This is a genomic window from Bifidobacterium platyrrhinorum, from assembly GCF_010667645.1.
GTDB classification, from domain to species: domain Bacteria; phylum Actinomycetota; class Actinomycetes; order Actinomycetales; family Bifidobacteriaceae; genus Bifidobacterium; species Bifidobacterium platyrrhinorum.
This window is the reverse complement of record NZ_WHZV01000009.1, coordinates 20818-33365: the sequence shown is the minus strand read 5'-3', so window position 1 is coordinate 33365 and position 12548 is coordinate 20818. Positions and strand designations below refer to the sequence as shown.

Annotated in this window: 9 protein-coding genes and 4 tRNA genes; 8 read left to right on the top strand and 5 right to left on the bottom strand. The window is 67.9% G+C overall.

All coding sequences use genetic code 11. The annotated features are described in order from the left end of the window. Window positions 1-66: 66 nt before the first annotated feature. The gene (locus GFD21_RS09240; RefSeq protein ID WP_163197690.1) at window positions 67-1665 is read right to left on the bottom strand and encodes an MDR family MFS transporter; all 1599 of its coding nucleotides are present in this window, start codon (window positions 1663-1665) and stop codon (window positions 67-69) included. 196 nt (window positions 1666-1861) lie between these two features. Between GFD21_RS09240 and budA the strand changes: the two genes are divergently transcribed. From budA to GFD21_RS09220, 4 genes are all read left to right on the top strand, one after another. Continuing rightward, on the top strand, window positions 1862-2629 hold the full coding sequence (gene budA, locus GFD21_RS09235; RefSeq protein ID WP_163197689.1) for an acetolactate decarboxylase: 768 nt from the start codon (window positions 1862-1864) through the stop codon (window positions 2627-2629). 146 nt (window positions 2630-2775) lie between these two features. Continuing rightward, entirely contained in the window at window positions 2776-4299 is a 1524-nt protein-coding gene (locus GFD21_RS09230) for an amino acid permease (protein ID WP_163197688.1), read from the top strand. 196 nt (window positions 4300-4495) lie between these two features. Further along, a complete protein-coding gene (locus tag GFD21_RS09225; protein WP_318643757.1) occupies window positions 4496-5854 on the top strand; it encodes a glycosyltransferase in 1359 nt (452 codons plus the stop codon). A 102-nt stretch (window positions 5855-5956) separates the two neighbouring features. Continuing rightward, a complete protein-coding gene (locus tag GFD21_RS09220) occupies window positions 5957-7312 on the top strand; it encodes an esterase/lipase family protein (protein WP_225431770.1) in 1356 nt (451 codons plus the stop codon). Window positions 7313-7404: 92 nt separating this feature from the next. On the opposite strand, the gene GFD21_RS09215 is transcribed toward GFD21_RS09220, so the two are convergent. The 4 genes from GFD21_RS09215 to GFD21_RS09200 form a co-directional block, all read right to left on the bottom strand. After that, a tRNA-Val gene (locus GFD21_RS09215) sits at window positions 7405-7477 on the bottom strand. A gap of 74 nt (window positions 7478-7551) precedes the next feature. Next, a tRNA-Ala gene (locus GFD21_RS09210) sits at window positions 7552-7624 on the bottom strand. A 41-nt stretch (window positions 7625-7665) separates the two neighbouring features. Beyond that, window positions 7666-7737: transfer RNA gene (locus tag GFD21_RS09205), tRNA-Val, on the bottom strand. A gap of 37 nt (window positions 7738-7774) precedes the next feature. Next, window positions 7775-7847, bottom strand: a tRNA-Gly gene (locus GFD21_RS09200). A 201-nt stretch (window positions 7848-8048) separates the two neighbouring features. Here GFD21_RS09200 and GFD21_RS09195 point away from each other — a divergent pair. From GFD21_RS09195 to GFD21_RS09180, 4 genes are all read left to right on the top strand, one after another. Continuing rightward, window positions 8049-9320, top strand: a complete 1272-nt coding sequence (locus GFD21_RS09195; RefSeq protein ID WP_163197687.1) for a DUF2974 domain-containing protein — start codon at window positions 8049-8051, stop codon at window positions 9318-9320. 114 nt (window positions 9321-9434) lie between these two features. Beyond that, window positions 9435-10061 (top strand): TetR/AcrR family transcriptional regulator, encoded by a 627-nt coding sequence (locus GFD21_RS09190; protein ID WP_163197686.1) that lies wholly within the window; start codon window positions 9435-9437, stop codon window positions 10059-10061. 83 nt (window positions 10062-10144) lie between these two features. After that, entirely contained in the window at window positions 10145-11623 is a 1479-nt protein-coding gene (locus tag GFD21_RS09185) for an aspartate ammonia-lyase (protein ID WP_163197685.1), read from the top strand. 118 nt (window positions 11624-11741) lie between these two features. Beyond that, on the top strand, window positions 11742-12527 hold the full coding sequence (locus GFD21_RS09180) for a mechanosensitive ion channel family protein (protein ID WP_163197684.1): 786 nt from the start codon (window positions 11742-11744) through the stop codon (window positions 12525-12527). The last annotated feature ends 21 nt before the right edge of the window (window positions 12528-12548 follow it).

Genomic DNA, 12548 nt, shown 5'->3' with positions numbered 1-12548 from the left:
GATGGGGATTCCCGGAGTCGGAATTCACGGGTCTGGGCACATCACTCATACGCCCAGAGTAACCGCTCAACGGTGCAGGCGGTTCAGGGCACGGCGGGCCACGTCGTGCGAGGAGCCCGCGCCGTTGCCGCGCACGCCGAAGGCGACGAGGAACACCATGATGAGGCACAGGGCCGCGGAGATGCGCAGCGCCCACTGGATGCCGGCGATGTTCGCAAGCGTGGCCGACAGGCCGCCCGCATGGTACACGGTGGTGAACGTCTCCATGAGGATCACGAGGATCGGGGCGCCCATCGCGCCGGCCACCTGGCGCGCCGTGTTCGTCACGGCGGAGCCGGCGGAGATCTCGTCCGGTTCGAGGCAGTTGAGCGACCAGGTGGTGATCGGCATGAGCAGCGACCCCATGCCGATCTGGCGCACGAACTGGCAGATGGACACCCACCAGATCCACGTGTCGGCGGCGATGAGGCTCATGCCCAGCGTGCCCACGGTGAGCACGATGGCGCCGAACAGGGCGACGGGCCGCGCGCCGAAGCGGTCGAGCGCCTTGCCGCCGAACAGCTGCGAGATGCATTGGCCGATCGCGCCGGGCAACATGATCAGGCCGCTCATCGTGGCGGAGAAGCCGCGGTCGTTCTGGATGTAGAGCGGCATGATGACCAGGATCGAGCTGAAGGCGAAGAACGCGAGCGAGGCGGTGAGCGTGCCCACGGTGAACGAACGGTTCCGCAGCACCCCGAGGTCGAGCAGCGGCGGTTCCGGCGCGCCGGCCGCAGGCGGCACCGCCCCCGAGCCGGAATCGGAGGTCGGATCCGCATCTCCGGCACCCCGCCGCACGACGGCCTCCTTATATACACGTGCGCGGCGCACCTGTCGCACGACGAACCAGATGATGCCCAGGACGCCCACGAGCATCGACAGCCACACCATCGGGTTGGAGAACGGGTAGTTCTCGATGTTCGTGAAGCCGAACATCAACCCGCCGAATCCGAACACGGACAGCGCCACGGAGAAAAAGTCGGCGCGGGCGGTCGCGTCGTTCTCGCCGAAGTCGCGCAGCCACAGGAACGCGGCGGCCAGCGAGAGCGCGCCGATCACCGTGAGCGTGAGGAAGATCGAACGCCAGCCGTTCGCGTCGGTCTGCAGGCCGCCGAGCGTCGGGCCGATGGCCGGGGCCACGCTCATCGCGATGCCCACGGTGCCCATCGCGGCGCCACGGCGCGACAGCGGGTAGATGGAGAAGACGGTGATCTGCAGCACCGGCCACATCACGCCGGTGCCGACGGCCTGCAGGACGCGGCCGGCGAGCAGGACGAGGAACGTGGGAGCCAGCCACGCGCACACGGAGCCGGCCGTGAACACCATCATCGAGACGATGACGATCTGGCGCGTGGAGAACCGGCGCGTAAGGAACGCGGTGAGCGGCACCATCACGCCCATCACCAGCTGGAAGACCGACGTGAGCCACTGTCCGGTGGTCACGTTGATGCGGAACTCGTCGACGATCGACGGCAGCGCGGCGGACAGCTGCAGCTGCGTGAAGTTGCCGACGAACGTGATGAACGTGAGGATCGCGAGGGACACGAACGCCGTACGCGTGAGATGCCCGTCGACGTACGATTCCCCGCGGGTGAGGACCATGCCGGTGTTCCGCTTGCCTGCCATATGACGCATACTTCTTCCCGTGCCGCACCGGGGACCGGACGCCGCCATCCGCAACCGTCGCGGGCGACACCCCGAAAAGCACCCGAACACGCTATACCCAGCCCTGCCCAATGCGTGACGCTGTGAGCGAAGTCACGTCCGGCGGGGCCACCGGAGTCTTGCCGCCGGCGGGGCCGGACCCCTATATTACGGAACCGTGAGCGAACTGAGGGGCAAATCGATCGAACCGATCCACGAAGACCGCGCCAACGTGCTCTACCAGCACGGCACGCTGGCGCTGCTTGTGCCCGGCCTGCTGGAGGGCACCGCCACGATGGGCGAGCTGCTCACCCACGGCGACACGGGCATCGGCACCGGCGAGGGGCTCGACGGCGAGATCATCGTCCTCGACGGGCGCGCGTGGAAGGTCGGGCGCACCGGCGAGGTGGAACCCGTGCCGGACGACCTCACGCTGCCGTTCGCGAACATGCACCGGGCGGCGTTCCAATACCAGTGCGAGCGCCACGACATCGGCCTGGAGGAGCTCAACCGGCGCATCGTGGAGGCGAACGGGCGCGCGAACACGTTCTTCGCCGTCATCGTGCGCGGCACGTTCAGCTTCATCAAGACGCGCGCCGTCATCAAACAGCAGGCGCCCTACCCCACGCTCGAGGAGGTGGCGGACCGTCAGGCGGTCTTCCTCGGCCACGACGTGCGCGGCACGATGCTCGGCTACTTCTCCCCCGTCATGTTCCACGGCGCGGCCGTCGCCGGATTCCACGAGCACTTCCTCGCCGACGACCATTCGATCGGCGGCCACGTGCTCGACGCGGTGCTCGAGCGCGGCGAGATCCTCAGCCAGGTGTTCGACACGTTGGTCACGCATCTGCCCGTCGACAACCCCGACTACCGCAACCACGACTTCAGCCGGGACAACATCGCCGAGGCGATCACGCACGCGGAAGGCGACGTGAAGGCGGACTGAAACGGGCCTACCGGCGCGTGCGCGCCCGCGGCGTCCCGGCACGCGCGCCGGCGCGGCATTGCGCCGGGACCGGCCTGCCGCTCGTGGGCGGGCTAGCGTATACTGTCTGCGATTCGACCGCAACCGCGAGACAGAGGACGAGAGAGATGAGCGACAGCGAAGCCGGAACGACGGCGGAGGCACCCGCCGACGCCATGACGGCGACGGCGACCGACGCACCGGCCACCACCCCGCCGGACGACCCGACCACCGGCACCGAGAAGCACACGAAGCACGCGCTGCACACGAACCTCAAGCGCGGCATGGAGGCACGGCACCTGCAGATGATCTCGCTGGGCGGCGTGATCGGCACCGGCCTGTTCCTGAGCTCCGGCTACACGATCCAGCAGGCGGGCCCGATCGGCACGATCCTCGCCTACGCGATCGGCGCGGTCATCGTCTATCTGGTGATGCTCACGCTCGGCGAGCTGTCCGTGGCGATGCCGGTGACCGGTTCGTTCCACGTGTACGCGGAGAAGTTCATCGGACCGGGCACCGGCTTCGTGATCGCCATCCAGTACTGGCTCACGTGGACGGTGGCACTCGGCTCCGAGTTCACGGCGGCCGGCCTGCTCATGCAACGATGGTTCCCGCACACACCCACCTGGGTGTGGTCGGCGGCGTGCATCGCGCTGATCTTCACGTTGAACGCCCTGTCCGTGCGGTTCTTCGCCGAGGCGGAGTTCTGGTTCGCCTCGATCAAGGTGTTCGCGATCTGCGCGTTCATCCTGATCGGCACGCTCACGATCTTCGGCATCATCCCGATGAAGGGGTACACGCATGCGCCGATGTTCGACAACCTGTTCAAGGACGGCGTCTTCCCGAACGGCTTCATGCCCGTGTTCGCGACGATCCTCACCGTGAACTTCGCGTTCTCCGGCACCGAGCTGATCGGCGTGACCGCCGGCGAGACGCGCGACCCGGAGAAGGCGGTGCCGAAGGCGATCCACACCACGTTGTGGCGTCTGGTCCTGTTCTTCATCGGCTCGATCGTCGTGATGAGCGCCCTCATCCCGTGGCGCCGGGCGGGCGTGGGCGAAAGCCCGTTCGTGCTCGTGCTCAACTCGGTGGGCATCCCCTACGCGGCGGACATCATGAACTTCGTGGTGCTCACGGCCGTGCTCTCCGCCTCGAACTCCGGCCTGTACGCCTCGACGCGCATGGTCTGGTCGATGGGCCACGAGGGCATGATCCCGCGCTGGTTCGCGAAGACGAACCGCCGCGGCGTGCCGATGCTGGCCCTGTGCGCGGCGATGGCCGGCGGCCTGCTCGCGCTGCTCTCCTCCGTGGTGGCGGCCTCCACCGTGTACCTCGTGCTCGTGGCCCTGTCCGGCCTGTCCGCCGTGGTGGTGTGGATCGCGATCGCGTACTGCCAGATCGTGTTCCGCCGCCGCTGGATCGCCTCCGGGCATACGGTCGCCGAGCTCAAGTACGCGACGCCCGGCCATCCGTGGACCTCGTGGGGCGCGTTCATCCTGTGCACCGCCTCGTTCCTGCTCGTGTTCTTCGACAAGGAGCAGCGGTTCGCGCTCGTCGCCGAGCTGCTGTTCATCGTCGTATGCTACGCCGCGTACTTCGTGCAGAAGTGGTGGCGGGAACGGCATCCGGCGGCCGAAGTGCAGCTGCCGTGACGCAAAAGGCCGAACGGCCATAGGTGACATAGGTGACATAGGTGACGCCCGCCGCGTCCAGGCCCTCCCGGGGAATCCGGCCGGGCCGGACACGGCGGGCGTCGGCGTAGCGGCGGGTGAACAGCCCGCTACGCCGCGATGAAATCCGCCACCCGTGCGGCCGTCGGCCCGCCCGTGCTCCCTACACTGGGGAAACGTGAACATCATCGCGCCATCCCCGGCCGTGGCGACAATCGGCCACGGTTCCGGCGGCGCCGGAACCGACGACACCCCCGGACGGCGTCCCCTGCGCGTGCTCGTCGTCAGCGAATCGTCGCTGGAGCAGACGAACGGCGTGTCCGGCAGCATCAGGCACATCCTCGACCGTTTCGCCGGGCGCGGGTTCGACGCGCGCGTCATCGCGCCGGGACCGGCACCGCAGGACGGCACGGTCGCGGGGTACCCCGTCGAAGAGGTGCCGTCGTTCCCGATCCAGCGGTTCAACGTCGCGGTCACGACGAAGTCCTCGGTGATCCGCGACATCCTCGACGGCCCGAAGCCGGACGTCATCCACGTCGCCGCGCCGATCTCGAAACTCGGTCATGCTGCGCTGATCGCCGGCGACGAGATGCATGTGCCGACCGTCGCCATCTACCAGACCGACGTGGCGCAGTATGCACGCCGATTCGCCCGCGAGGCGGTGACCGGGGAGAAGGGCGTGGAGGGCACGGCGCCGGCCGCGGGCGCGACGGACGGTTCGGCCGGTGCATGGCCCCGGCACACGAAATGGCTCCGGCGCATCGGCAAGGCGGCGGGCGAACAGGCGGAACGCATCGTGGCGGATCGCATCGCGCGCATGCACAACCTCGCCACCATGACGCTCGCCCCCACCGACGACGCGCGCCGGCGTCTCGAGACGTTCGGCGTGGATCCGGACCTCATCCGGTTGTGGGGACGCGGCGTGGACACCGCACTGTTCTCCCCCGCACGCGCCGCCGACCCGCGGACCCGCGCGTGGCGTCGGGAATGGAGCGGGGACGGCCGCCTGCCGGTCGTCGGCTACGTGGGCCGGCTCGCCCCGGAGAAGCAGGTGGAGCGTCTCGCCGCGCTCGACGGGCTGCGCATGCGGTTGGTCGTGGTGGGTGGCGGCGTGAGCGAGCCGGAGCTGCGCGAACGGCTTCCGCACGCGGTGTTCACCGGCATGCTGCATGGGCGCGAGCTCGCCGACGCCTACGCGGCGTTGGACGTGTTCGTGCACACCGGGGCGGAGGAGACGTTCGGCCAGACCATCCAGGAGGCCATGGCGAGCGGGCTGCCCGTGGTCGCCCCGGCGAGCGGCGGACCGCTCGACCTGGTCGACGAGGGCGTGACCGGCCTGCTGTTCGACCCGCATGACGAGGACGACGACGATCTGCGCGACGGCGTGGCCCGCCTCATCGGCGACGGATCGTTGCGGCGAAGCATGGGGGCCGCCGGTCTGAAGGCCGTCCAGGGCCGCACTTGGCCGGCGATGGTCGACCGGCTCATCGACTACTACCATCTCGCCATGGAACTGCGCATGGCGCAGGATGGGTGAGCGCATCCCGCCGTCGGCGGCGGGGCGTATGCATCGTATTCATATGGGCATATGCATCTGGCGAAGGGACGGTTCCCCGTCCCATGAGGCAAGGAGGCCGATATGACCGGTCGGATCAGGGCATGCCGCTTCGGCGTGACCATGCTGCGCATCTTCTGGTGGACGACGTTGGTCGCCGGCGTCGCGCTGGCGGTGTCGCTCGCGACGATGCCGACGATCTCCTGGCCGGTCCCTTGGGCCGATGGGTGGCCGGCGTGGCTCGCCGCGCTGGGCGTCGTCGTGCTGATCGAGTCGGTGGTCTTCTGGATCGGCATCATCACCGTGTATCTCACGTCGGTGCAATTGGGATTGAAGATCCGCGTGATCGGCGTGCTGTGCGGGTGGATCCCGATCGCGAACCTCATCGCGTTGCGCCTCATCATCCGCACCGTGACCGAGGAGGTGCGGTTCGAATCGGCGAAGGAGACGCTGGACCGTTCACGCGCCGCCGCACGCGTGTGCGCGACGCGTTATCCGGTGCTGCTCGTGCACGGCGTCTTCTTCCGCGACACGAAGGCGCTCAACTACTGGGGTCGTGTGCCGGCGGAGCTGGAGCGCAACGGCGCGGTCGTCCATTACGGCGAGCATCAGTCGGCGGCGTCCGTGGCGGACAGCGCGCGCGAGCTGACCGCACGCATCCGGGCCATCGTCGAGACGACCGGATGCGGGAAGGTGAACGTGATCGCCCATTCGAAGGGCGGATTGGACATGCGCTACGCGATCGCGCGCTGCGGGGCGGGCCGTTGGGTGGCGTCGCTCACGACGATCAACACGCCGCACCTCGGCTGCGGGTTCGCGGACTATCTGCTGACGAACATCCCGATGGCGGTGCAGCGGCGCGTCGAGGCGGCGTACAACGCGGCCGCCTCGCATCTGGGCGACAAACGACCCGACTTCATGGCCGCGGTGCACGACCTCACGCAGGCGGGCTGCGCGCGGTTGAACGCACAGATCGGGGATGCGGCGTTGCTGGAGAGGGGAGCACGCGCGGCGTCGGGCGGCGTGGCCGGCACGGTGACGATGCCGGGCAACGCGGTGACGATGCCGGGCAACGCGGTGACGATGCCGGGCAACGCGGCCGGCGGCATGGCGGAGCGTGCGACGGCGGTGCCGGATCCCGGGCCGTTCGCGGGCATCCTGTGCCGCAGCGTCGGCTCGCGGCTCGCGCATGCGACGACCGGCAAGTTCCCGCTGAACTTCACGTACCCGCTGGTGAAGTGGTTCGACGGACCGAACGACGGGCTGGTCGCGCGGCCGTCGTTCCCGTGGGGCGAGAGCTTCACCTGGTTGGAGCCGAACGGCGTGCGCGGCATCTCCCACGCGGACATGATCGATCTGAACCGCGAGAACATCCCCGGCTTCGACGTGCGCGAGTTCTATGTGGGGTTGGTCGCCGACCTGAAACGACGCGGGCTGTAGCCCCGTAGCCGCGGGGAACGTCCCGCCTTCCCGAGGAGGGGAACCGACCCGATACGCAAAAGGCCACCGCGCATTGCGGTGGCCTCGGTGGGTGGGCGATGTAGGAATCGAACCTACGACCCCTTCGGTGTGAACGAAGTGCGCTAGCCGCTGCGCCAATCGCCCGTTGTCCGCGCCGTTCGCGAAACGAAACGGCGTTCCGACGAAAAAACCGGCGGACTCGCCGGTCTTTCCTCGAGTGGAGCTAAGGGGATTCGAACCCCTGACCCTCTCCATGCCATGGAGATGCGCTACCAGCTGCGCCATAGCCCCGTGTTCTGTTATGCACGCGTCCGCCGAAGCAGGCACGTTCGTGGGCGATACAAGATTCGAACTTGTGACCCCTTCCGTGTCAGGGAAGTGCGCTACCTCTGCGCCAACCGCCCGGGTTGTCTTCCGGCCGAATCGCTTCGGCCTTCCGAGAGCGGACAACGGGACTCGAACCCGCGGTCTCAACCTTGGCAAGGTTGCGCTTTACCAACTAAGCTATGTCCGCAATGTCACCGTGAGAGGCAACAGGTGGATAAGATACGCGAATCGCGGGCCCGATGCAAATCGGAGGCGCCATCGGCGTGTCGCGCACTGTCCACGCGCCGCACGCGCACTGTGCGAAATCGCGGAGAACGCCGAAAAACCGGGCCGGGGAAGCCTATTAGACTGGGGTCCAGCCCCGCATCCGTCACGGAGGGAGGTCGCGATGGGCAACGTGTTCGACTACATCGACGGCGAGCGCCGTCCGTTCACCGACCCGGACGCGCCGTTCAACGAGGTGGATGCGATGGTGTTCGCGTCCCTGTCCTACGAGGACGTCGCCCGCCTCTCCCCCACGCTCGCCCTGAACGAGGACAAGGAGGTCTCCTTCGCGGCGCGGCTGCGTTCCTTCGAGCCGCGGCACCCCTGGCTGTGGGTCAAGGGGCTGGTGCGCGAGCCGTTCGAGTCGGTCACGCTCGCCGAGGCGGAGCATGCGTTGCGCGAGGGGCTCGACGACGAGGCGGCGGACGTGCAGATGGTGGGTCTGACCGACCCGAACGAGACGCATGACTTCTTCGCCGCCGTGGCCTCCTCGCCGCGCTTCGCCGCGACGCGGCTGGGCGCGGTGGTCGAGCATGTCAACCCGGGCGAACAGACGCAATTCGCCGCGATGACCTTCATGCTGCCGGACGGCCGCGGCCTGGGAGGCAGGCCCCGCGCCAAGGACCCCACCCGCGGCGGTACGCTCGTCATCGCCTTCCGCGGCACCGACGATTCGCTCATCGGCTGGAAGGAGGACTTCAACATGGCCTTCCAGTACCCGGTGCCGGCGCAGCGGGCGGCGAGCGCGTACCTCGACATGGTGGCGCGGCTGTGGCGTGGGCCGATCGTGCTCACCGGGCATTCGAAGGGCGGCAATCTGGCCGTGTACGCGGCGATGAACGCCACCGAGGACGTGCGCCGCCGCATCCGTCATGTGTATTCGCTGGACGGCCCGGGGTTCCCGTCGAACATCGTCACGTCGCGGCAGTATCTGGACATCCAGCCGAAGGTGACGAAGATCGTGCCGAGCTCGTCGATCGTGGGGCAGATCTTCGAGACGCCGGAGCCGTGCCGCGTGGTCACGTCGGATTCGGACGGGATCATGCAGCATTTCTCGTTCTCCTGGCAGGTGGAGGGCGACCATTTCGCAACGGAGCCGGATCTCGCGTCGAGTTCGCAGCTGTTCAACCAGTCGTTGAACGCGTGGATGGCCGGGTTGACGGTCGAACAGCGCGAGCGTGCGGTGGACGCCCTGTTCGCGGTGCTGCACGCGAACGGCGCGACGACGTTCTCCGAGGTGATGGCCGGTTTCCCGGGGTCGATCCCGGCGATGATCGCCTCGATGCTGGGCCTGCCGGCGCAGGACCGGCGCCATCTGCTGGAGGCGGTGGCGATCCTGGTGCGCGCGACGATGGCGCGCCAGTCCACGAAGCAGGCCACGGAACGGCCCTCGTAGAGCCATGTCCCGTTATTGGTTATACTGTCCAGACAGATTGTCTAGACGAATTGACCAATAATTCGCCGGCCGACCCCTCGGCACGGCCGGCCCCCCACGGGAAGGAGACGACCCATGCCACGCCCACGCAGGGATTCGAACATCCCACCGGCCAAGGAACGCATGGAGACCGCGTTCTGGTCCCTGCTCGACGAACGCGAATACCGGCGCATCACCGTCACCGACATCGTGCACCGTGCGCAGGTGAACCGCAATTCGTTCTACTACCACTTCTCGGGACTGCCCGAGCTCGCCGATGCGGCCATCCTCGCCGAAGTGCAGACCTCGCCGCTCATCCAGGAGGCGCCCGATCCGAACGCCGACCCTCAGGAGCAGTGGCGCAGGAGGGTGGCGCATTTCATGAGCTCGACGCGCGAGCAGCAGCGTCTCGACCGTCTCGCCCTGCTCGCCGGACCTCACAGCTCCCCCGAACTCGTCGAATCGCTCCATGACTTCGCGCGCATGTCGCTGCTCCAGACGCTCGACCTCGACGCGGGCCATCTGGACCTCAAGACCGATCTGCTGCTCGATTTCACGGCCGGCGGCCTGCTGTCGATCCTCAAACGCTGGCCGGCGCTGCGCCAGAGCGTCTCGATGGACGACCTGCTCAACGACGACATCGCCGTGCTCGCCATGGGCATCTACCTGTCCATGTCCAAGGAGAACATGCTCGCCTACTGGAACCGCATCTACAACAAGTAGGCCGCCTTCCTGTGCGTTTTCTCACACAGGGGAATCGTCGCGCGGGCATGGCGTTTCCCCGGCCGACACGACATGATGGAACCATGACGAACGAGACGAACGCAACGGACGAGGCAACGAAGACGACAACGGCGGCGACGCGCGTCGAGCACGACTGCATCGGCGAGCTGGCGGTGCCGGCGGACGTGTACTGGGGCATCCACACGCAGCGCGCGATCGGCAACTTCCCGGTCTCCGGCATCACCGACTCGCAGCACCCGGAGCTCGTCCGCGCCTATGCGACGGTCAAGCGGGCGTGCGCAAGCGCGAACGAGGAGCTGGGACTCATCGACGCGGACAAGGCGCGGTTCATCCGCAAGGCGTGCGTCGAAATCGAGGGCGGCAAGCTCGCCGACCAGTTCCCGGTGGACGTGATGCAGGGCGGCGCCGGCACCTCGTCGAACATGAACATGAACGAGGTGATCGCCAACCGCGCGCTGGAGCTCGCCGGGCGAAAACGCGGCGACTACGCGTATATCCACCCGAACGACGACGTGAACGAGTCGCAGTCCACGAACGACACGTACCCGGCGGCGTGCAAGCTGGCGCTCATCGACGCGATCCACCCGCTCGCCGAGTCGACGAAGCGTCTCGCGAAGGCGTTCCATGACCTGGCGGACAAACACATCAACGACGTGACGCTCGGGCGCACGCAGCTGCAGGACGCCGTGCCGATGACCTACGGGCAGGAGTTCCACGCGTTCGCGACACTGCTCAAATCCGATCTTGCGGGCTTCGAACGGCTCGTGCCGCAGCTCGCGCAGCTGAACCTCGGTGCCACGGCCATCGGCACCGGCATCTGCGCGGACCTGCGGTTCCGGCGCGCGGCGACCGAGCATCTGGCGCGCATCACCGGCCTGCCGATCACGGCGGCGCCGGACCCGGTGGCGGCGATGACCGACATGGGCGCGTACGTGTCGACCTCCGCGGCGTTGAAGAACCTCGCCGTGCACCTGAAGAAGGCGGCCGACGACCTGCGTCTGCTCAACTCGGGGCCGCGCGCCGGTTTCAACGACTTGGACGTGCCCGCCAGGCAGGCGGGTTCGAGCATCATGCCGGCGAAGGTGAACCCGGTGATCCCCGAATGCGTGAACCAGTGCTGCTTCATGGTCTTCGGCATGGACGTGACGGTGAACTGGGCGGTGGCCGAGGGCCAGCTGCAGCTCAACGCGTTCGACCCGGTGATGGTGCACGAGCTGCTCACCGGCATGTCGCTGCTTACGAACGCGATGGACGTGTTCCGCGCCAACTGCATCGAGGGCATCGTCGTGCATACGGAGGTCGGGCGCGCGCACGCCGAGTCGACGCCGTCGATCGCGGCCGCGCTGAACCACTACATCGGCTACGAGCGGGGCTCGGCGATCGCCGCCGAAGCGGTGCGTTCGGGCCGTACGGTGCGCGAGGTGGCCGGCGAGATGACCGATCTGCCGGCGGAGCGGCTCGACGAGATCCTCGATCCGATCCGCCTGGCCCGCGGATTGGGCCAGACCTGCCGCGAGCACCTGCCCGAACCGCGTCCGTGACGGCGCGTCCGGGAAACGATGCGTGGCCGTGTGGCCGCGACACGCCGCCGCATCGTTTCCCGGATGTTTTCCGGTAGATATCTACCGGCTTCCAGCACACCCGCTTATGGTGGTGCGCATGGAAAACCTCGATGACATGATCATGGCCTGGTTCCACGCGAACGCGGGCAAACTGCTGTGGCTGTCCATGGTGTTCGTCGCCGCATGGGTGGCAGACCGCGTCCTGCGCCGGCTGCTGCGCAAGGTGCTCGACAACTCGCAGATCCCCAGCGCGTCCATCTTCATCAACCTGATGCGTGTGGTGGTCTGGTGCGCCGCCGCCACGATGGTGCTGCAGCCGGTGTTCGGCATCAACCCGACCACGCTGGTCACCGCCCTCGGCGTCGGCGGCGTCGCGCTGTCCCTTGGCCTGAAGGACACGATCGCGAACGTGATCGGCGGCTTCGGCCTGATGCTCGGCCGCGTGATCCAGCCGGGCGACCTGGTGTCGATTCAAGGCGTGACCGGCACGGTGGTGGACATCACCTGGCGCCATTCGATGATCGAGACCCGCGCCGGCGACCGCATGGTCATCCCCAACTCGATCCTCAACACGGCCTCGCTGACCAAGCTCACGCCGGTCACCGAAGGCATGGCCACCGTGCCGTTCACCGTGAAGGGCACGGCCTCGCCGGACGAGGTGGGCCGCGACATGCTGCGCCGTGTGGAGGCGGGGGCCTCCGAGCTGCTGCGCCCGGAGAACCCGCCGCTGGTGAAGTTCACCGGCTTCTCGCCGTACGGCGCGGAGGGCGAGGTCCTGCTGTTCGTGCGCGACGGCGTGCTGCTGTCCACCGCGAAGGACCGGGCGGCGCGCGCCATCGCCACCGCCGACTACCTCGTGCGCGACGGCGGCGCCTCGGAGTGAACGGACGGCGGCGTCTCCCAA